At 29.9% G+C, this 22,153-nt stretch carries 21 protein-coding genes; 20 read left to right on the top strand and 1 reads right to left on the bottom strand.

The window, feature by feature from the left end:
- Nucleotides 1-499: 499 nt before the first annotated feature.
- The 20 genes from BMY82_RS04085 (at nucleotide 500) to BMY82_RS03990 (ending at nucleotide 20,863) form a co-directional block, all read left to right on the top strand.
- Complete coding sequence (locus tag BMY82_RS04085; protein WP_242938907.1) at nucleotides 500-1,843, top strand: S41 family peptidase; 1,344 nt, start codon at nucleotides 500-502, stop codon at nucleotides 1,841-1,843.
- Nucleotides 1,844-2,148: 305 nt separating this feature from the next.
- The gene (gene cobT / locus BMY82_RS04080) at nucleotides 2,149-3,222 is read left to right on the top strand and encodes a nicotinate-nucleotide--dimethylbenzimidazole phosphoribosyltransferase (RefSeq protein ID WP_091974954.1); all 1,074 of its coding nucleotides are present in this window, start codon (nucleotides 2,149-2,151) and stop codon (nucleotides 3,220-3,222) included.
- Nucleotides 3,223-3,307: 85 nt separating this feature from the next.
- Nucleotides 3,308-3,868: a bifunctional adenosylcobinamide kinase/adenosylcobinamide-phosphate guanylyltransferase gene (gene cobU / locus BMY82_RS04075; RefSeq protein ID WP_091974951.1), complete on the top strand. Its 561-nt coding sequence runs from the start codon at nucleotides 3,308-3,310 to the stop codon at nucleotides 3,866-3,868.
- A gap of 65 nt (nucleotides 3,869-3,933) precedes the next feature.
- Nucleotides 3,934-4,716: an adenosylcobinamide-GDP ribazoletransferase gene (gene cobS / locus BMY82_RS04070; protein WP_091974940.1), complete on the top strand. Its 783-nt coding sequence runs from the start codon at nucleotides 3,934-3,936 to the stop codon at nucleotides 4,714-4,716.
- A 69-nt stretch (nucleotides 4,717-4,785) separates the two neighbouring features.
- Nucleotides 4,786-5,442, top strand: coding sequence for a histidine phosphatase family protein (locus tag BMY82_RS04065; RefSeq protein ID WP_091974938.1), 657 nt, complete (start codon nucleotides 4,786-4,788; stop codon nucleotides 5,440-5,442).
- A 1-nt stretch (nucleotide 5,443) separates the two neighbouring features.
- A complete protein-coding gene (locus BMY82_RS04060; RefSeq protein WP_242938906.1) occupies nucleotides 5,444-6,961 on the top strand; it encodes a cobyric acid synthase in 1,518 nt (505 codons plus the stop codon).
- Nucleotides 6,962-7,201: 240 nt separating this feature from the next.
- Nucleotides 7,202-8,581 (top strand): cobyrinic acid a,c-diamide synthase CobB, encoded by a 1,380-nt coding sequence (locus BMY82_RS04055; protein ID WP_091974937.1) that lies wholly within the window; start codon nucleotides 7,202-7,204, stop codon nucleotides 8,579-8,581.
- Nucleotides 8,582-8,593: 12 nt separating this feature from the next.
- Nucleotides 8,594-9,544, top strand: a complete 951-nt coding sequence (locus BMY82_RS04050) for a cobalamin biosynthesis protein (RefSeq protein ID WP_330386669.1) — start codon at nucleotides 8,594-8,596, stop codon at nucleotides 9,542-9,544.
- Between the two features lie 333 nt (nucleotides 9,545-9,877).
- A complete protein-coding gene (locus tag BMY82_RS04045) occupies nucleotides 9,878-10,978 on the top strand; it encodes a pyridoxal phosphate-dependent aminotransferase (protein WP_091974935.1) in 1,101 nt (366 codons plus the stop codon).
- A gap of 140 nt (nucleotides 10,979-11,118) precedes the next feature.
- Nucleotides 11,119-12,006, top strand: coding sequence for a GHMP family kinase ATP-binding protein (locus tag BMY82_RS04040; RefSeq protein ID WP_180366726.1), 888 nt, complete (start codon nucleotides 11,119-11,121; stop codon nucleotides 12,004-12,006).
- 3 nt (nucleotides 12,007-12,009) lie between these two features.
- Nucleotides 12,010-12,648 (top strand): cobalt-precorrin-8 methylmutase, encoded by a 639-nt coding sequence (locus BMY82_RS04035; RefSeq protein WP_091974921.1) that lies wholly within the window; start codon nucleotides 12,010-12,012, stop codon nucleotides 12,646-12,648.
- 135 nt (nucleotides 12,649-12,783) lie between these two features.
- Nucleotides 12,784-13,344, top strand: a complete 561-nt coding sequence (locus BMY82_RS04030) for a DJ-1 family glyoxalase III (protein ID WP_091974919.1) — start codon at nucleotides 12,784-12,786, stop codon at nucleotides 13,342-13,344.
- A gap of 21 nt (nucleotides 13,345-13,365) precedes the next feature.
- Nucleotides 13,366-14,532 (top strand): cobalt-precorrin-5B (C(1))-methyltransferase CbiD, encoded by a 1,167-nt coding sequence (gene cbiD, locus BMY82_RS04025; protein WP_091974917.1) that lies wholly within the window; start codon nucleotides 13,366-13,368, stop codon nucleotides 14,530-14,532.
- Nucleotides 14,533-14,572: 40 nt separating this feature from the next.
- Nucleotides 14,573-15,187 (top strand): precorrin-6y C5,15-methyltransferase (decarboxylating) subunit CbiE, encoded by a 615-nt coding sequence (gene cbiE / locus BMY82_RS04020; protein ID WP_091974915.1) that lies wholly within the window; start codon nucleotides 14,573-14,575, stop codon nucleotides 15,185-15,187.
- A gap of 32 nt (nucleotides 15,188-15,219) precedes the next feature.
- Nucleotides 15,220-15,777, top strand: coding sequence for a decarboxylating cobalt-precorrin-6B (C(15))-methyltransferase (locus tag BMY82_RS04015; RefSeq protein WP_091974913.1), 558 nt, complete (start codon nucleotides 15,220-15,222; stop codon nucleotides 15,775-15,777).
- A gap of 9 nt (nucleotides 15,778-15,786) precedes the next feature.
- Nucleotides 15,787-16,548, top strand: a complete 762-nt coding sequence (locus BMY82_RS04010) for a cobalt-precorrin-4 methyltransferase (RefSeq protein WP_091974911.1) — start codon at nucleotides 15,787-15,789, stop codon at nucleotides 16,546-16,548.
- Nucleotides 16,549-16,589: 41 nt separating this feature from the next.
- The gene (locus BMY82_RS04005; RefSeq protein ID WP_091974909.1) at nucleotides 16,590-17,801 is read left to right on the top strand and encodes a cobalt-precorrin 5A hydrolase; all 1,212 of its coding nucleotides are present in this window, start codon (nucleotides 16,590-16,592) and stop codon (nucleotides 17,799-17,801) included.
- Complete coding sequence (gene cobJ / locus BMY82_RS04000; protein WP_091974907.1) at nucleotides 17,798-18,523, top strand: precorrin-3B C(17)-methyltransferase; 726 nt, start codon at nucleotides 17,798-17,800, stop codon at nucleotides 18,521-18,523. The genes BMY82_RS04005 and cobJ overlap by 4 nt, the downstream gene beginning before the upstream one ends.
- A complete protein-coding gene (gene cobK, locus BMY82_RS03995; protein ID WP_091974906.1) occupies nucleotides 18,520-19,284 on the top strand; it encodes a precorrin-6A reductase in 765 nt (254 codons plus the stop codon). Before cobJ ends, cobK begins: the two co-directional genes overlap by 4 nt.
- A gap of 46 nt (nucleotides 19,285-19,330) precedes the next feature.
- On the top strand, nucleotides 19,331-20,863 hold the full coding sequence (locus tag BMY82_RS03990) for a cobalt-factor II C(20)-methyltransferase (protein WP_091974904.1): 1,533 nt from the start codon (nucleotides 19,331-19,333) through the stop codon (nucleotides 20,861-20,863).
- 62 nt (nucleotides 20,864-20,925) lie between these two features.
- Here BMY82_RS03990 and BMY82_RS03985 read toward each other — a convergent pair whose 3' ends face one another.
- Nucleotides 20,926-21,690 carry a formate/nitrite transporter family protein gene (locus BMY82_RS03985; protein ID WP_091974902.1) on the bottom strand — a complete coding sequence of 255 codons (765 nt, stop codon included), beginning with the start codon at nucleotides 21,688-21,690 and terminating at the stop codon, nucleotides 20,926-20,928.
- Nucleotides 21,691-22,153 lie beyond the last annotated feature (463 nt).

Here is a 22,153-nt window from a genome sequence, read left to right as displayed (position 1 = left end):
ACAACCACACTTAGTACAAACTTTTGGAATATAAGTAATTTGAGCATCTATAACCATATATCTAATACCTTTTATATTTTTGTAGTCACTGCTTATAATTTTTAAATTTTTATCGCTAATTCCTAAAATTTTTGTTATACTATTATTTGAACACATATGATTAATCCTTTCTTATTTTTTTGTGGTGATTAAATTATACAATGGATTTCGTATGTGTTCATCTTTTTTTTGAAAAAATAGTGTTGATAGCAATTTTATCCATTTTCGTCTTACGACGTTTATGGATTATTTATTGCCATCAACACTAAATATTATAGAGCCAATTAGATTTAATTCTAATATTAGAATGCCGGTATTTTAATTAAAAAAATAAAATAAGGGTAATAAATAAAAATAGAAAATTATACTTATTATTATGAATTAATTAATGTTACAATGATAAGGTATTATATATTATGTGAAAGGAGGTATTTCCGTATTGTATCGGGAATTTTAATATATGGACAGAGATGAAAAAAATAAGGAGCTAAATGAAGGCTCTATAAATGGAAGTCAAAACAAAGAAAATTCAGTAGAAGAAAATAAAGATGAGAGTCTAGCATCTGAAAATATTGAAAAAGAAGATAGATGGAAATGTGCTGAAAAAAAAATGAAGAAAAAAGAAGATATAGAAAAAGATATTAGAAAAAAAAGTAATTTTAAAAAGTTAATTGCAGCAGCAGTGGCATTAGTTCTTGTAACTATAGTGGCAACTAGCTTCGTACTTACAAAATTTGGATTTGTAGGATTTCTTCCAAGAGATGAATATAAAAAATATCAGAAACTTATGGCATTGAGAGAAGTTGTAGAAGATGATTTTTATAAAAAAACAGACGGTGATAAATTAGAAGAAGGAATGTGTAAGGGGCTCTTCTATGGATTAGATGATGTATATTCATCATATTACAATAAGGAAGAAATGAAGGAGCTTACTGAGACTTCATCAGGAAAGTATGTTGGTGTTGGTCTTGTAGTGACTCCAGATAAAAAGTCAGGAGCTATAAAGGTTGAAAGAGTAGTTTCAAACAGTCCAGCAAAAAAGGCAGGAGTGAAAGCAGGAGACTTAATTGTTAAAGTTGCAGGTAAGTCATACACGTATCAGGAAATGGATTTAGCTGTAAAGAATATGAGAGGAAAAGAAGGGACTTCAGTAGATGTAACTTTCCTTAGAGACGGAGAGATATTAAATAAGAAATTAGAGAGAAGGAAACTAGTTCTTGATTCTATAGAAAGCAAGGTTATAGATAATAATATAGGCTATATAAAAATAATAGGATTTGAAGAAGAAACTGATAAGGATTTTGAAAAAGCCCTTAGCTCACTTGAGAAGAAGAATATCAAGGGCTTGATTATAGATGTCAGAGATAATGGCGGTGGTTACCTTGATGTAGTAGAAAAAATAGCAGACAGACTTTTAGGGGATGCTGTAATAGTATATACTAAGGATAATAAGGGAAATAAAGAGTATCTAAAGAGTACAGCCTCTCAGAAAGTAGATATGCCAATAGCAATACTTACTAATGGGCATTCAGCATCAGCTTCGGAAATACTTACTGGAGCAATAGTAGATAATAAGGCCGGTGTATCAGTAGGTACAACAACATATGGAAAAGGTCTAGTGCAAAGTGTTGTTCAATTAAGAGATGGAACAGGATATAAGCTTACTACAGCACAGTACTTTACTCCAAATGGAAACTATATCAATGAAAAGGGAATAAAGCCTAATATAGAAGTGAAAAATGAGAAAGAACAACTTCCAGAAGCTATAAAGTATATAGAAAGTCAAATAAAGAATAAAAAATAATAGGTTAGAAAATAATATATAGTATAAGAGAAACTCCTAGCAGATAGTGAAATTAAAAATCTGCTTAGGAGTTTTTTTCAATATGTGGTAAAATGAAATAGTATGGTATTGTATATTTAAAATGCCTTTAGCTTTTTAAAATAGCAAGAAAAAATATATAATAAAACTAAATAAAAGAAGCTAAAAATCAAAGAAGAATTTAAAGTAAAACAAAAATAACTAATGAAAGTAGAAAATATTGGGAAAGGAGGAAGTTGCCTCTTTATAATAAAGTATATAGGGTGGCAGCTATATAAAAAAAGAGTATGAATCTTTTAGTAAGTATATCCAGAAATATATATTCGCTTGATAAAAAAAGCATTGATAAGTGTAGAAAGAGGTGGGATAACTTAATTCATCCAAAAGGAACACTTGGTAAACTGGAAGATATAACAGCGATGCTTTCAGGTGTATATGGGAGTCATAAGATAGATGACCGTCCTAAAAAATGTATAATAGCATTTGCAGCTGATCATGGTGTTTATGAAGAAGGAGTATCACCACAGACACAAGATATAACTAGAATGCAATTTGAGAATTTCACAAATGGAAAGTGTGCAGTAGCTACACTTGCAGCTTTTAATAATATAAATATTATACCAGTAGATATAGGAATGATGGGTACAGAAGCAATATATGGAGTACTGGACTACAAAATAAGACAAGGAACTAGTAATATGGCTATTGGCCCTGCAATGACAGCTAATGAAGCAGTTAAAGCAATAGAAATAGGCATAGAAGTTGCCGAAAGATGTATAGTCGATGGATATAAAATAATTGGAGTTGGGGAAATGGGAATATCTAATACTACTCCTGCAACGGCTATTATTTCAGTAATGACAGGGAAAGATCCTAAAGAAGTAACTGATATGGGGGCTGGTCTAAAAGATGAGCTTATAAAGCATAAAGCAGATATAATAAGAAAGTCAATTGAAATAAATAATCCAAATCCTACAGATGGTATAGAGGTGCTTTCAAAAGTTGGAGGTTTTGAAATAGGTGGTATAACAGGTGTAATACTTGGTTGTGCTGCTAATAGAACTCCAGTTGTAATAGATGGTTATATATCATATGCTGCAGCTTTGATTGCATATAGAATAAATCCTAAAAGTATAGATTATGTAATACCATCTCATTTTTCAAAGGAAAAAGGATCTCAGGCAGCATTAGATATGTTGAAATTAGAGCCTATGCTTAACTTGGATATGAGATTAGGTGAAGGAACAGGTGCGGCTCTTATGATGAATATTATAGATTCTGCTATCTATGCCTATAATAATATGGGAAAATTTGAAGAAGAGGAAATAGGAAAATTTATGGGACCTGGTATAGACTCATAATTTAAGTTTTTCATGTAATAATAAATATGAATCACATAAAAATTGTTTATGAAATTTTATTATAAATAAAAATAGGAGTATCAAAATGGGAGAAATTATATTTGTATCAGGTGGTATAAGCTCAGGGAAAAGTGATTTTGCAGAAAGACTATGTAATAATAAAAAAGAAAAAACTCTTTATATAGCTACCTCAGTTCCTTTTGATAGTGAAATGAAAGAGAAAAAAAGAAAACACTTAGAAAAAAGAGCATCAAAAAATTGGGATATCCTAGAAAGATATAAGGATCTCTATAAGGTGGTTAAAGAAATAGATAAAAAGTATGATATTGTTTTATTAGATTGTTTAACTATGATGGTATCAAATCTTATATTTCATGAAGAACATGATTTTGATGCAAAAGACATAAAAGAGTCCAATAAGAAGGCAAAAATGGTAAAAGAAGAGTTTGAAAAGCTTATTGATGAAATAAAAAAAACAAATACAAGTTTTGTTATAGTTACAAATGAAATTGGTCTTGGTGGTATTTCTGAAAACAGATTAACTAGATTTTTTTCTCAGTTGTGTGGTGAAATCAATCAACTGTTTGCAGCAATAAGTAATGAAGCTTATTTAGTGGTTTCGGGAATAGCAATAAAGATAAAGTAGAAATTATCGATTAGTAAATATAAGATAGATGCTGTAAAAGCAGATATAGTAAGGGGTAAGTATCAATGAATAAATTTTTAAATCTGCTGCAGTTTCTAACAAGAATTACAGTAAGTAAAAATTTAAAGTATAATGAGGAAATGGGAAGTTCAATGATGTATTTTCCTATGGTAGGTATGGTTATAGGTTTGATTATAACTATTACAGCCTTTATTTTAAAAATGATAGTAGGATTTGAAAAAATACATCTTTTAATAGCTGGAATTATTGTAATGGAAGAAGTAGTTATCACTGGTGGACTTCATATTGACGGTTTTGGAGATACTTTTGACGGTTTATTTAGCTATAGGTCTAAGGAAAGGGTCTTGGAAATAATGAAAGATCCAACTATGGGTACAAATGGTATTCTTGCAATAGTATTTCTGATAGTATTTAAAGTTATTGCAGTAGATATAGCAATAGAAAAAGATATCTTATGGGCATTATTTTCCATGCCAGCAGTAGCTAGATTTGCTCCTGTAATAATGTCTTATAGAGCTGTTTCTGCTAGAAAAAATGGAATGGGAGAGTTATTTATAGGAAAATGCGATAAAAAAAATCTTTTTGCTGCATTTATATTTTCGCTTTTATCTGTGGCAATTCCATCATTTTTACATTATAGAAACATAGAGATTTCTTTAATTTATTCTTTTTCAATATTATTAATAGCTCTATACTCAAGGTTATTTAGAAAGAGTGTCTATAGGCAAATAGATGGAATAACAGGAGATATACTTGGTTGTTCGACGGAAATGTCTGAACTAATCTTTATTATATATGTTGTAATTATCAGTCAATGGATAGCTTAGATATTAAAAATATATAATTAGAGTATTTTATGTAGATTATAAATAAAAGGAAAGGAAAGTCAGTAGTAGATGAAGAAGTTATATTTAATAAGGCATGCTCATACAAAAGATAATGAATTGAAAAGATATTCAGGTTATAGTGATACAGAGCTCAGTCAAACAGGCAAAGAGCAAGCACATGAGTTAAGTGAATTTTTAAAGAAAAATGTAAATGTAGATAAAATATATGTATCAAAATTAAAACGAACAGAGGATACTATTTATGAATATGCCAAAGAAAAAGAAATAGAAGTTAAAAAAATAGAGGCTTTAAATGAAATGAATTTTGGGGATTTTGATGGTCTTACTTTAGAAGAAATAGAAAATAAATATCCAAAAGACTATGCAGAGTTTATGAGGGGAAAGGCTATGTTTAGGTTCCCAAATGGAGAAAATATAGAAGAATGTTATAATAGAAATATAGATGCTTTTAAAAAAATATTCAGTGAGTCAGGTCAAGATGAAGAAGTTATGATATGTGGTCATATGGGAACGGTAAGAAATATTCTCTCATATCTATTAGTCGATAGCTATGATCTTCATTGGAAAATAAAAATAGAAAATGCAACAATTTCAGTTGTTGAATTTTTGGAAGACTACCCAATAGTTAAAACAATGGGCTATGTACCATATGATTTTAGTCTTTTGAGACCACATACAACTAAGAGGCTTAGGAAGGAAAGATAAAATGTCTAGTGTAATGTTTCAAGGAACGGCTTCTAATGTTGGAAAAAGTATTATAGCAGCAGGGGTATGTAGACTTCTTACTGAAGACGGGTATAATGTAGTTCCCTTTAAACCACAAAACATGTCTCTAAATTCCTTTATAGATGAAGATGGATTAGAAATGGGAAGAGCCCAAGTTTTTCAAGCGGAAGCCTGTGAAAAAAAGCCGCATGCCTATATGAATCCTGTTCTTTTGAAGCCATGTGGTAATCATATATCACAGGTTATTGTAAATGGAAAGTCTATAGGAAATATGAATTCAAAAGAATATCAAAACTATAAAAAAGAACTTTTAGGAGTTTTGGATAAAATTTTTACTGAATTAGAAGCTAAACACGATGCTGTGATAATGGAAGGCGCTGGCAGTCCGGCAGAGATAAATATCAATAGTTTAGATATATCAAATATGAAAATGGCTGAAATTGCAGATGCTCCTGTAATACTTGTTGCAGACATCGATAAAGGTGGAGTTTTTGCTTCAGTAGTAGGCACTTTGGAACTATTAAAAGAAGAAGAGAAAAAGAGAGTAAAAGCTGTAATAATAAATAAATTCCGTGGTAAGAAAGAATATTTTCAAGAGGGGATTAAAATGCTTGAAGATATAATAAAAATACCAGTTATAGGATTAATACCATATTTTAATTTAAAGATTGATGAGGAAGATGGTGTAAGTAACAAGTTTTATAGAAAAGCTTTTAAATACGATGAAGACTTTGTAAACATTGAAATAATAAAATTGCCCCATATGTCAAATTATACAGACTTTGAGGTATTTGAGCATATAGACAAGGTGAATATTAGATATATTGATATAGGAGAAAGAATTGGAAGTTTTGACAAATATGGAAATCACTTTATGCCAGATATGCTTATAATACCAGGTAGTAAACTCACAATAAGTGATATGAAATATATTAGAGAATCAGGTCTTTATGTAGAAATCAAAGAATATGTTTCTGAAGAAAGGCTTTTAATTGGGATTTGTGGAGGATATCAAATTTTGGGAGAAAAAATATTTGATCAATCTGGAAGTGATGGAAGTAAAGGTTTTGAAGAAGGGTTTGGATTTATTAAAATGAACACTGTTTTTTCAGATAAAAAGATTACTGTTCAGGTAAAAGGTGAGTTTAAATCAGAAAAAGGCTACTTTGAAAATTTAGAGGGAAACACTATAAAAGGATATGAACTGCATCTTGGAAGAAGTGAAAACTCTGATATAAATACAGAAAAGGATAGAAAAAAGTTAAAATACGAAATAATAGATGGACATATTTTGGGAACATATTGTCATGGATTTTTTGATAATATACAGTTTACAAGTGGAATTATAAATAATATAAGAAAGAGAAAAAAATTAGAAAAAATTAAAATAGAGGAAAAAAGTTTAGAAGAACTAAAAATGGAAGAATATAATAAATTAGCAAATATTATTAGAGAAAATGTAGATATTAGAAAACTCTATGAAATAATATTTAGTTAAAAAAATATGTGAAAACCATTAATAGTTAGAATAAAACATATTTTTCTTTTAAAGAATAGTGTGTTTTTAAAGAAAATTGATAAAATTCACTAATTATTGCAGTTTTGTTACTTAATTAATAAAAAAATACTGATATAATAGTAAATAATAGTATTTTAAATATTGATTAAATTAATTCGGAAGTAAAGGGTATGGTTATGAAATAGAATACAGAAAATAGATAGAAAAGGAAGATATAATATGAAAAAAATAGTAATTGCAGGTACAGCTAGTGGTGTAGGAAAGACCACGATAAGCCTGGGACTAATGAGAGCACTAAAAAATACTGGTAAAAGCGTACAACCGTTTAAAGTAGGACCTGATTATATAGATCCTATGTACCATAGATATGTTACAGGAGAATACTCTAGAAATTTAGATTCTTATATGTTAGATGACGAGCAAATCAAATATGTTTTTAAAAATTCATCAGACGGCAAGGACATATCAATAATAGAAGGTGTAATGGGCTTGTATGATGGATTAGGCTCAGATATATCTATGCATTCTACAGCGAAGATATCGAAGCTTTTGAAGGCACCAGTAATATTGGTAATAGATGCTAAGGGTATGGGAGCATCTGCTGCGGCATCAGTTCTTGGATATAAACACATTGATAAGGATATAGACATAGTTGGAGTAATTGCAAACAATATAAATAGTGAGAGACACTATAAGATTATAAAAGAGTCTATAGAGAAGTACTGTGGTATAGAGGTACTAGGGCATTTACCTACAGAAGATATTATGAAAATGAGTTCAAGACATCTAGGACTTTTGCCAAGTGATGAAGTTGGAGATTTAGAATATAAAATCGAAAAAATCGCTGGAGAAATGGAAAAATATATAGATATTAATAGAGTTTTTGAACTGGCAGAAAGTGAAAATATTACATCTTCATTTGAATTAAGTATGTTTTCAGAAGACCCAGAAGTTAGGGAACTTGCAAGGGGGAAGATAATTGCAATTGCCTATGATAAGGCTTTTAATTTTTATTACCCAGACAATATAGATTTATTAAGAGAAATAGGAGTTACAATAAAAAGTTTTTCACCGATTTCAGATTCCGAACTACCAGAAGCTGATTTGATATATATCGGTGGAGGTTTCCCAGAAATGTTTGCAAAAGAATTAGAAGCAAATAAAAGTATGAGACAGTCAATTAAAAAAGCATATGAAAATGATGTTCCAATCTATGCTGAATGTGGAGGTCTTATGTATTTAGGAGATAGCTTGGTAGATTTCAATGGCAAAAGATATAGTATGGTGGGAGCAATTTCAGGCTATAGTAAAATGAAAAAGGGATTGAGAAGATTAGGATACTGTGTTGCAACTGCTAAGGAAGATAATTTGATTGCATATAAGGGACAACAGATATGTGGTCATGAATTTCATAGCTCTGAATTCCACTCAGATGTTGAAACTGTATTTACTATGCAGAAAATCGTAGGAGATAAAGTAGTAGACGAGTGGAGTGGTGGATATTATAGCAGAAATACATTTGCAACATATCTTCACATACATTTTTACAATAATTTAAGCATTGTTTGCTATCTTTTAAGTAATGTAAAAAAGAATTAGGTAGATAAAGGTATGATTTTAATAACAATAATATTTCTTGCATATATTATAGATTTAATTGTGGGGGATCCATATGGATTTCCCCACCCAGTAATCTATATGGGAAAGTTAATTTCATTTGAAGAAAAATCAATAAGAAAAAGTAAAATAAATAAAAAAATAGGTGGATTTATAATATGGATACTCACTGTTTTAGTAGTGTTTATTTTATCATCGCTAATAGTTGAATTTGCAAATATAAATAAAGTTTTATATGTTTTAGTATCCTCAACGATAATTTGTACATCTTTTTCAACAAAGTGCCTTGCAAAAGAGGCAGAAAAAATATACTATTCTCTTAAAAAGTCTAGCATAGAGGAATCGAGAAAACAACTTTCTTATATTGTTGGAAGGGATACATCAGAATTAAGTAGAGAAGAAATTATTCGTGCGACAGTTGAAACCGTAGCAGAAAACACAGTAGATGGAACTATTGCACCGATGTTCTATGCCTTTGTTGGTGGTCCTGTGTTGGCGATGATTTATAAGGCAGTGAACACAATGGATTCAATGATTGGATATAAAAATGAAAAGTATAAAGATATAGGTATGTTTGCGGCAAAACTTGACGATGTATTTAATTTTATACCAGCAAGAATTTCTTTAGTTACATTTGGATTGGCTGCAATAGTTACAGGATATGATTATAGGTCATCTTTAAAGATAGGATTAAGAGATAGAAAAAATCATAAGAGTCCTAATTGTGCATATTCAGAAGCTGCAGTAGCTGGTGCTCTAGGTGTTCAGCTAGGAGGAACAAATGTATATTTTGGAGAAGAAGTTTATAAACCTACAATAGGTGATAAAAAAAGATCGTTAGAAGCTGAAGACATAATAAGAGTCAATAGACTGCTTTATGCTTCCACAGCAATCTCTTTAGTATTATTTAGTATAGTATATTATTTTTTGATAAGTATATTATAATTTGACTTAAAAAATATGCTAAAGTAGAAAATTTTAATAAACAAAAACATATAAAAGATTATAGGAATGTTGTATAATAATGGTAGCAATTGAAAGTGAATTTATTAAAAATTTATGTAAATATTGTTTATATAAATTATTTAAAAAGATTAGAATTTCAATAAAAACATTTTGTTTTTTTGAATTAAATGTTATAATGATTTGTATATTGAAAAGATAAATACTTAAAATAAGAGATATCACTAGAGATATACTTGAGAAATTTAAATTATATTTGGAAGTTATTTGATTAAGTATTATAGATAGTTTAATAGTGAATATGAGGTGAGTGGAATGTTTAAGCATGGAGCAGATTTAGAGAAGATAAGAAGAAAGTATCATTTTAAGGGGGAACTGGTTGATTTCAGTTCAAACATAAATCCATTTACTCCGGAAAATACTGTTATAAACATAATAGATGATATAGAAGAGTTGAGAAGATATCCTGATATTGAGTATATTGAATTAAGAAACAGTATTGCAGATCATATTATGGAGGATAATGATAAGTGTGATTTCTTTTTTAATCAAGAAAATATATGTGTAGGGAATGGCGCTACAGAATTAGTTTATTTATTAATGAGAACAATCAAAGGAAAAATAGGAGTTATATGTCCTACTTTTAGTGAATATAGAAGAGCTGCAAGTATTGTAGGAAGAAGACATGTTGAGATACAAATGTTTCAGACTGAAGATGGTTTTGAATATCCAGACTTTACAAAGCCAGAAATGGATATATATAAGGATATAGAAGCCTTATTTATATGTAATCCTAATAATCCAGATGGTAAGTTGAGAAATCTTGATAAAGTTGTTGAATTTTGTCAAAAAAATTGTATAAAGTTGGTAGTAGATGAAACTTTCATAGAGTTCTGTGAAGATTACAAGGACTATACTGCGCTTAATTATTCATATCAGAATATATATGTGTTAAGGGCAATTACAAAATTCTATGGTTTACCAGGAATAAGACTTGGATATTTAGTAACAAAAAATAGTTCATATGTAGATGAATTGTTTAAGTTAAAAGAACCTTGGACTGTAAATTCTATAGCATCGCATTTAGGTGTAGATTTATTAAAGGATAAAAAGTTCAGTGAATATAGCAGAAAGTTTTATAAAGATGAAAGAGAGTTTTTAACAAAATCACTGGAGGAAATACCGAACTTGAAGGTTTTTAAGACGGATTCAGCCTTTATGCTTGTTAAAATAGATGATAGTGTAGGTATGTCAGCTAGAGATTTAAAGAAAAAACTAATATTTGACTATGGTATAGTAATTAGAGATGCTAGTAATTTTCTTGGACTAAATTCTAAATACTTTAGAATAGCAGTAAAGAGACATAGAGATAACTTGTTGTTAATTGAAAGTTTGAGTGAAATATTTGATGTATAGGGGAATATCAGTATTTCGAAAAGAGTTTTAAAGTGAGCAGATAAAAAGAAAATTGAGAGGGGGAGAGGCAATCACCATAAGGTATTGGCAATTGAGCGTAAAAGTTGCAGATGCTGTTTATGGGGTTGCCTCGTTTCTGTATGAAAAGAGGATATGGATCTTGCCCTGCAACATGTGGAGAGTTGGTTCAGGGATGTATAGGAAAAAAAGAATATATCAGCTCGTACTGTGTAGATCTGTATTCGAGCGCAATGATCAGTGAAAAAAAAGAAAGAAAAAGTAGATTTTATAATAGAAAATCGAAGTCCATGCAGGCAGTGGAATATGTATTTGAACATTTTAATATTGATAAAGGAGAGCTTAATAAACTTAATCTAAGTATTAGATCATCTATACCAGTCGGCAAAGGAATGGCAAGCTCAACAGCTGATATAGGTGCAAGTATCATAGCGGCTCTTGATTATTTGGACAAAGATATGTCAGCAGAGGAAATATCTAAACTTGTATCAAGAGTTGAGCCAACCGATTCTATTTTTTTTCCAGAAGTTTGTATTTTTGACCCTATAAATGGAGAAAAAAGAGAGTATTTGGGATATATAGATTACAAAAAAGTTTTGGTTTTAGAGCCAGATGCTAGAATAAATACGGTAAAAATAAGAAAAGAAAAAGAGTATTACAAAATATTGAAAGAGAATAAGTATATAACAGAAAAATCTTTCGAGATGTTATCTGAAGGTGTAAAAAATAAAGATAGAGAGCTAATAAGAAAGGCCAGTGAAAATAGTGCTTTGGCAAATGAAAAGATTAAAGAAACTCCATATCTAAGAGAACTTATTGAAATAGCCAGGAAAAATGATTATGGATTTCTCAATATATCCCATACAGGAACCGTAGTAGGAATAGCTATAGATGAGAAAACAGATCTTGAAAAAATTTTATATGAAATAAAAAAATCCGATATTTCAAATGTTTATAAAAAAAGATATGTGAGAAAAATAATAAAAGGCGGACTTAGAAAGGAGAAATAAAATATGAATTACATTAAAAATCCAGGATCTATAGAAAGTAGAAGTTTTGAAATTATACAAGAAGAAATAGATAGAATAAGACCTGGACATGAGTTTAAAAATGAAATTGATGAAATGATAATAAAAAGAGCGATTCATACGACAGCAGATTTTGAGTATCTTGATATTTTAAAAATATCTGATAAGGCCGTTGAAAACATTGTAGAAGGATTAAATAACAAAGCTTCAATTTATACTGATACAAACATGGCTCTTAGTGGTATAAACAAAAGACTTTTAGATAAGATAGGTTGTAGCTATAGCTGTTTGGTGGCAGATCCCAAAGTAGCAGATTTAGCAAAGGAAAAGGAAATTACAAGATCTATGGCAGCAGTAGAAATAGCTGCAGAAAAAGAAGGGGAAAAAATATTTGTATTTGGAAACGCTCCAACTGCCGTTTATAAGGCTATAGAATTACATAATAAGGGAAAACTTAATGCAAAGGCAATAATAGGTGTACCAGTAGGTTTTGTAGGTGCTGCAGATTCTAAAGAGGAACTTAGAAAGTCTGATATAGAGAATATTGTATCTGTTGGAAGAAAAGGAGGAAGCAATCTTGCAGCAGCGATAATAAATGCAATATTATATTATTATTTTAGATAGAATTTAGAATATAGTGATATATTATAAAGTAAGAATCTATAGTATTAATATTTTTGACAAGTAATGTAAGTTAAAAACATAAAGTTAAAATAGGCTATAAAATATATATTAAAATATAAAGTAGGAGGTTTCAATATGAGAAAGTTAATGATTTTATTGGGAAATGGTTATGAAGAGATTGAGGCACTGACTGTAGTTGATTTTTGTAGAAGAGCAGGAGTAGAAATAGATATGGTATCTATTACTGGGGATATAAATACAATAGGAGATCATAAGATAGTTATAAAAGCGGACAAAAAGTTAGAGGATATTGCACTAACAGACTATATGGGATTAGTAACTCCTGGTGGAATGCCTGGAACAAAGATGTTAAAGGAAAATAGCAAGGTTATAGATATAATAAAAGAGTTTTACAATGATAAGAAACTTATTGCGTCAATTTGTGCAAGTCCAATGGTTTTAGAAGAAGCTAAGATCGCAGAAAAAATAGAGGGTACAATATATCCTGGTTTAGAAAGTGAAATGAATTTTAAGAAGTTTCTTGAGGAGCCTGTGGTGAAGTATGAGAATGTGATTACTTCAAGAGGCCCAGCAACAGCACCTTTATTTGCATATGAAATAATAAAGTATGTTGCAGGAGAAAAGGCAGCTGAAGAAGTAAAGTCAGCAACTTTGGCAGAACTGGTTTTTAAATAGAAAGCAGGTAAAACTATATTTATGGAAGAATATGTATATGTAGATGGGAAAAAGTACAAAAGAGGATATACAACAGGATCATGTGCAGCGGCTGCTACTAAGGCAGCCCTTGCCATGCTCTTATTAAAGAATACTTTGGATACAATAGAGATATCTACTCCAAAGGGAATTGATTTGAAGATGGCTGTAGATAATGTTCAAATAGGAGAAGATTATGCAGTGTGTTCTGTGAAAAAAGATGGTGGTGACGATATAGATGCTACACATGAGATGGATATTTTTTCTAAAGTGGAAATAATCTCAGAGGAGAATATTCCCCAATTTTGTGCTGCAAAGAAACTTGATTATATGGAAGTTACATCAGCTAAGGGTATAGGAAAAGTTACGAAAAAAGGACTTAGTGTTGAAGTAGGAAGACCTGCAATTAACCCTATTCCATTGGATATGATAAGTTATGAGGTTGAAAAAGTAGTAGAAGATGCTGATATAGACATTGAAGAATTTTTAAAAGGTAAAAAATTATTAGTAACGATTTATGCACCTGAAGGAGAAAAAATAGCTAAAAATACCTTTAATTCCAACTTGGGAATAGAAGGTGGAATATCTATTATAGGAAGTAGCGGAATAGTAGAACCAATGAGTGATGAAGGTTGGAAAAAAGCACTTTCAGCTGAGCTATCTATAAAAAGAGAAGAAGGAAAGAAAGAAATAATACTAGTTCCTGGGAATATAGGATATGAAAAAATGGTAAATATATTTCAAACAGACCCTAATAGTATTGTAAAAATGAGTAATTTTATAGGTTATATGCTTATGGAATGCAAGAGAATGAAATTTAAAAAAATTACCATTGCAGGTCATATAGGAAAGCTTATAAAATTATCAGCAGGAATAAGCAACACACATAGCAGGATAGCTGATGCAAGAGTTGAAATTATGATAGCTAATCTTGCATTAATGGGAGCTAGTAAAGAAATGCTTATTAAAATAGAAAGCTGTTTAACAACAGATGCTATGGTTGATATAATTAAAGAGTATAAAATGGAAGCAGTATTCGATATACTAGCTCAAAAGGCTGCAAATAGGGCATGGAAATATTTGAGAGATGGAAAAGAAGATATAGGGATAGAAGTATATATGTTTTCTATGTGTGGAGAACTGTTGGGACAAGGAAGCAAAAATATATAATATAGGTAAACTTTTATAGATTGAGAGTAGGGAAATAAATATGATATATGTACTTGGTATAGGTCCTGGAAGTATAGGACTTAGGACACTGAAAGTTGATGAAATACTAGAAAAAGCAGATATATTAATTGCTGCTAAAAGAAATCTAGAAGATATTGAAAATAATACAGCTAAAAGATTCTATATAGACGCGGATTTAGAAAAAATGAAAAAATATATTTTGGAAAATATAAATAAAGAAATAGCTGTAATTGCCTCAGGAGATCCATCTCTTTATGGAATAGGTAAATATATTTTAAGAGAATTATCCGACTATGCAGAAATAGAGATAATACCTGCTATAAGTTCGGTTCAGTATGCTTTTTCTGCCTTTAAAGTAGATATGAATGATGTATTTATTACAAGTAGTCATGGAAGAGATGCAGATTTTGATTTTATATTTAAACATAATAAGGTTGCTATGTTAACGGATTCAAAAATAGGACCTAGGGAAATTGCACAAAAAATTATAGAAGAAGGAAAAGACTATACTATGTATGTAGGTGAAAACTTGTCTTATGAAAATGAAATACTTACAGTAGCTACTCCTGAGGAAATTCTTAAAAAAGATAAGTATTCAATGTCTGTAGTTATATTAAAGAAAAACAATAAGTAATTAAAAAAATATTTATTGTAAAGAGGAGAAATATGAAAAATAGTGAATTTATAATTGGAAAAGTGCCCATTACAAAAGAAGAAGTAAGGAGTATATCTATAGCAAAACTTGAGTTATCAAGAGCGAAAAAATTTATAGATATAGGTTCTGGAACAGGAAGTATTACAGTGGAAGCGGGTCTTAATTATCCTAATTTGAAAGTAGCTTCGGTAGAGACAAATGAACTCGCATATGAACTTACGAAAAAGAATATATTAAAGTTTGAACTTGAAAATATAACTCAAATAAAGGCAATGGCTCCAATTAATATAGATAGATTTGAAAAAGTAGATGCCATATTTTTGGGTGGAACAAAGGATAATCTGAAAGAAATTTTAGAGTGGTCATATGAAACATTAAGAGAGGGCGGTAAAATAGTATCAAACTTTATTCTAATAGATAATTTTTATAGTTGTAGAGAAATAATGAAAGAAGTAGGATTTAAAAAACTTGAAACTGTTCAACTTTCAGTTTCAAGACTAGAAAAACTTGGTAAAGGAGAATATTTTAAACCGGAAAATCCAATATTTATATTGAGCGGTGAAAAATAATATAATATTATGGAAAAAATTTATTTTGTGGGAGCAGGTCCAGGAGATAAGGAGTTAATTACTTTAAAAGCTTATAAGTTACTATCCAAAGCAGATATTGTAATATATGCTGGCTCTTTGGTCAATCCAGAACTTCTAGAATATTGTAAGGATGATTGTATTATTTACGATAGTGCAAAAATGAATCTTGAAGAAATAATTGAGGTAATGGAGAATGGAGCCAAAAATGATAAATTAGTAGTAAGGTTGCAAACAGGTGATATATCAATTTATGGATCTATAAGAGAGCAAGGCGAGGAGCTAAAAAAATTAGGAATAGAATATGAAAGCATAGCTGGAGTAAGTTCTTTTCTTGGAGCAGCAGCATCTATGGGTATAGAATATACTGTACCAGAAATATCACAGAGTCTTATAATAACAAGGATAGAGGGAAGAACTCCAGTACCAGAAAAAGAAAAACTTGAACTTTTTGCAAGTCATCAAACATCAATGGCAATATTTTTGTCAGTACAAAATATCGATAAGGTCTCCAAAAGATTAATAGAAGGGGGATATAAATCTGAAACTCCAGTGGCTGTAGTATATAAGGCAAGCTGGCCTGATGAAAAGATAGTTCTTGGAAATTTAGATAATATAGCAAAGAAAGTAAAAGAAGAAGGAATAAAAAAGACAGCCTTAATATTAGTAGGCGATTTTTTGGGAGATGAGTATAACTACTCAAAACTTTATGATAAGTTTTTTACTCACGAATATAGAAAAGGAGTGAAGTAGTTTTTATTTTGTTAAGTATTATATTGAGAAAGGAATAAGAAGTGATTATCAGATATATTTATATAACAGAAAATGCAAAGAAGTTAGCTAGCAGACTTTGTTTTGATGAGTTAAAAAATGAAAAAATAAATGGGGAATCTTTGAAAGGTAAGATCATTTCCTATAAAGATTTTAAGAATAAAAGTAAAGATATATTTGATAGCTCAGATTTTCTTGTATTTATAATGGCAAGTGGAATAGTAGTTAGAAGTATAGCAAATTTGTTGGAAAGTAAATTTACAGATCCTGCAGTACTTGTAATAGATGAACTAGGTAAAAATGTAATTAGCTTATTAAGTGGACATATTGGTGGAGCTAATGAAATGACAAATCTAATAGCTGAAAAAATATCTGCTAATCCAGTAATTACAACGGCAACAGATATTAATAATAAGGGCGCTTTCGATATGCTTCTAAAATATACAGATGCTAAAATAGAAAATATAAGGGATGTTTGTATTGATATTAATAGTAGATTGCTAAAAAATGAAAATATATATTTATATATTCAAAGTGAATATATAAATATACTGAAAAATTATATAAAGGGCTTTATTATTATAGATGAGTTTGAGGCTTTTAAGAGAAAATATAAGAAAAATAAATTAGGATATAGTCAAGAAAGATTTATTATAATAACAGATAGACTGGATTATATAGAGTCTATGGAAGATGTTTTAAGTGAAAAAATGCAAAGTGCAGCAGTAAATGATATGCAAGATGAACTTATTTTTAGAACTCAAAATGCAATCGTTTCAGATATGAAAGCTTTGTTTATGCAAAGCGAAGTTGATAGTGTACTTGATAAAAAAATAGAAGATGAACTCATAATTTTAATTCCAAGGAAAAATGTACTTGGTGTAGGATGTAGAAAGCAAACAGATAGTAAATTATTTGAGAGTGTGATCTTATCTTATTTGGAAGACAAGAATGTATCTATTCAATCAATAAAAAAGCTTGCAAGTATAGATATAAAAAAAGATGAAAAATGTATTCTTGATTTTTCAAAAAAATATTGCATTGAAACAGAATTTCTATCAGTGGAAGACATATCAAAGTTTGACATGGAATATGAAAAGTCAGATTTTGTAAAAAATACTGTTGGGGTCTATTCTGTTGCAGAGCCTTCATGTCATATATTGTGTGAAGGGAATATAATTACTAAAAAGTATAAAGCGAATGGGATTACTGTTTCGCTTGGGAGGTCAAAATGATATATGTAATAGGAAGTGGACCTGGGAACAAGGATTTTATGACATTAGAGGCTATAGAAGCCATAAAAAAATGTGATACGATAGTAGGTTATAAAACTTATATTAATTTAATAAAAGATTTAATTGAAGATAAAGAGCTAGTTGAAAATGGAATGAGACAGGAAAAAGAAAGATGTGAGATGGCTTTAAAACTTTCTTCAGAAGGAAAGATAGTTGGTCTTATAAGTGGTGGAGATTCAGGAATATACGGTATGGCAGGACTTGTATATGAATTAAACTCAAAACTAGAAAAAAAAGAGGAAATAAAGATTGTTTGTGGAGTAACATCTAGTATATCAGCGGCATCTGTACTTGGAGCGCCAATTATGCATGATTTTTGTCAGATAAGCCTAAGTGATCTAATGACAGATTGGAAATTAATAGAAAAAAGGATTAGTTTAGCCGCAGAAGCAGATTTTGTAATCGCGATATATAATCCGAGAAGCAAGGGAAGAAGTGAACATTTAAAGAGGGCTTTTGAAATAATGGGAGAGTACAAGTCTCCCAGTACACCAGTTGGTATTGTTAAAAATTCTGGGAGAGATGGACAAGAAATGTATATAATGGAATTTAAAGATATGAATTTCGATATATGCGATATGTCCACAATGGTAATTGTAGGGAATAAAGAGTCTTATATAGATGATGGAAAAATAATTACGCCAAGGGGGTATAATATATGATACTTGTTCTAGGAGGAACATCAGATAGTTTAAAGGTATGTGATAGGCTAACTTCTATGGGGATACAGGAATTTGTTCTTTCAGTTGCAACGGAGTTTGGAAGAGAGTTAGCAGAATCGCATGCAAGTGAAATTATCAATGGAAAAATGGATAAAGATGATATGGTTGAATTTATTAAGGAAAACGAAGTAAGGCAGGTAATAGATGCAACACATCCATATGCTGTTGAAGTATCAAGAAATGCAATAGATGCTTGTGAAGAAACAGATATAAGATATATTAGATTTGAGAGAAAATCTCTTCTTGACGATATAAAATATCAGGGAGAGTTCATAGTAGATACTATTGAGGAAGCTTGTAATATGATAATGAGTCATGAAGAGTGGGAAAATGTATTTATTGCAACAGGTAGCAAAAATTTAGGAACTTTTGTAAAGCTTTTAAAATCTAAATCTATTACAGCAAGAGTTCTTCCGACAAGTGATGTTTTAAGAAACTGTGAGGCAATTGGTCTTAATGCAGACAATATAATAGCCCTAAAAGGTCCGTTTAACAAAGAAATAAATGTGGCACTTCTTAAACATGCGGATATAGATGTTGTTATTACCAAAGAAAGTGGTTTTGCAGGAGGCTTTATTGACAAGGTAGATGCTTGTGCTGAATTGGAAATACCTGTGATAATAATAAGAAGAAAAACAATAGACTATCAAAGAGTAATACACGATATAAATGAAATAGAAACAAGCTTGATATTTGGTTAAAGAAAAATATTAAAGGATTAAGTTAAAAGTTTTAAGAGGAGGATTTATGGATAAAAAGAAAGCACTTGTGGTTATAAGCTTCGGAACTTCTCATATGGATACTAGAAAAAAGACAATAGAATCTTGTGAGAAGCTTCTTAAAAAGGAGTTTCAAGATATGGATTTCTATAGGGCTTGGACTTCAAAGATGATAATAAAAAAGCTTAAAAAAAGGGATAATGAATATATTATGTATCCTGATGAACTTCTCGAAAAACTGTATTTAGAAGGATATAGAGAAGTTTATATACAATCTTTACATATAATATGTGGAGAAGAATACCATAAACTATTGGAAATAGTAGATAACTATAAAGATAAATTTGAAAAAATAATTTTGGGAAGACCTTTATTATCTAGTTTAAAAGATTATGATGATATTGCAGATTTTGTAAAAGAAGTAGTTTTGTCAGACCTAAGTGAAGATAGTAATGACAAATCTGCAACTGTATGGATGGGACATGGAACCGAACATAGTGCACATTCATCATATGCTGGACTAGAGTATAGACTAAAAAGAAGGGAGATTCCTTCCTATATAGCAACTGTAGAGGGGCATCCTTCTATAGATGATTTGTTATTTTTCCTTAAAAAAGATGAAATAAAAAAGATACATCTAAGACCGCTTCTTTTAGTCGCAGGAGATCATGCAAAAAATGATATGGCTGGAGACGAAGAGGATTCATGGAAAAACATATTAGAAAAAGAAGGCTTTGAAGTAGAAGTACATTTGGAAGGATTGGGAGAATTTGAATATATTCAAAGAAAATTTGTTCAAAATCTAAAAGAGGCTATAGATGATAATGATGAAAATACAAATGAGAATTATGAAGAAAAAGCCGGATTTTATGGAATAGGTGTAGGACCTGGAGATAGCGAATATATGACAGTAAAAGCAGTAAGGAGACTTGATAATCTAGATATCTTATATGTTCCACAGGCAAAGGACGGTAAAGATAGCACAGCAAAGAGAATTGCGGCTCCATATATTGGAAAAAATGTAGAGGTAAAGGAAAGACATTTTCCTATGAATTACAATATAGAGGAAAAAGAAAACGCATGGGATACTATATCTAGTGAAATAAGAGAAGATGTCAAAGCCGGAAAAAGAGTAGGTTTTATAACTCTTGGAGATCCAATGGTCTACTCTACATATGTATATCTTTTAGAAAGATTAATTGGGGATATAAGGATAGAAACGATAGCAGGTATAAACTCTTTTATAGGCATTTCTTCATCTAATAATTTTCCTCTAGCAATGGATAAGGAATCTTTGGCCGTAATTTCTGCTACTGATAATTATGAATCCATAGAAAAAGTATTAGATGATTTTGATTCTATAGTGCTAATGAAAGTTTATAAGAACTTTAAAGAAATAATAGAAATAATAGAGAAAAAAAATCTTGCAGAAAAGTTTATAATGGTTTCCAATTCTTCAATGGAAAATGAAAAAATATACAATAATATTGATGAAATAAAAGCTATGGATAAGGTGGCTTATTTTACGACAATACTTATAAATAAGCAGTGGAATAAATAACAGATAAAAACCCCGAAATAAGACTAATTATAATTACAAAGTCTATTCGGGGTTTTTTGAAACTATTTTTTCATTGCAAATACACCTATTCCAAGGAATAGTGCACCACCGATAATATTACCGATAGTTGCCATCAAAAGAGCATAAACAGCCTGTATAACAGTTATAGTGTGTATACTTTTAGCAAATAGAGCAATAGAGAATGCTGTCATATTTGCTATACTATGCTCAAATCCAGAAGCAACAAATGCAAAAAGGCAAATAGCCATAAGCAATATTTTTGCTACATCATCGTCAGTTCTAAAGCAAAGAAGAACTGCTAAGCATACTATAAAGTTACACAAGATTGCTCTTGCTATAAGAGCTAGAGGGGCTATTGTAGCCTTGCTAAGAGCTGCATTAGCAAAGAAATCCATAACGGGACCCTTGTCTATTAAACCTGTTGAAACAAAGATATAAGAAAGGATAATAGCACCTAAAAGGTTACCAACCCAACTTACAAGCCATACAGAAATAAGATCTGAAGTTTTAATCTTCTTATTAAATCTACCAATAGCCATTACAAAATTATTTCCAGTAAAAAGCTCTGTTCCAGTGAAAATAACAGAAATTAAGGCAATGCTGAAGGCAAGACCCATAATAAGTTTTGTAAAAGGGCTATTTCCAGCAGTTAGTAATCCACCAACTGTAGAAGAAATAATAACTCCAAGTCCTATAAATGAGCCAGCAAACATAGAAGATACAAAATAAATCTTCTTGTTATTTTTTAATAGACTTGCTTTGCTAATTGATGCATTTGAAATTTTTTCAATTGTTTCGTTGTACATTATCTGTTCTCCTTTTTATAAATAGAAACAAATAACGAAAAGTCTGCCTAGGCAGTTAAAAAAACAAAAAACAAAATAAAACGAACGATTTATATAAATATTATATCATAGTATTGCATAAAAAGGAGAAAAAATTATTTGTATAATAGATAATAAAATTAAAATATATTATCTTTATAATGATGAATCACTATTTTACTAGGTTTTATAAAACAAAAAAACAGAAAAAACAAGTAAAATAAAATAACTAACTCAAAAAAACAAATACAAAAATACGAATATTTATGAAAAATTAACTAAAAATAATACGAAATAATAAAAATATACATAAATACTAATTATTGAAATGAATCTATTAAATGCCTTATAGGGCTTTATGTTGGAAAAGAAGATTTTGCTAGAATTAATAATTTTATAGTAAGTAAAATTGAATATTTTAAATAAGAGAAGAATCGTCTATGAG

The organism is Peptostreptococcus russellii, from assembly GCF_900110295.1.
In the GTDB taxonomy this organism is placed as follows: domain Bacteria; phylum Bacillota; class Clostridia; order Peptostreptococcales; family Peptostreptococcaceae; genus Peptostreptococcus; species Peptostreptococcus russellii_A.
Note: the sequence above shows the minus strand (reverse complement) of the source record. Positions and strands in the feature narration are given on the sequence as shown.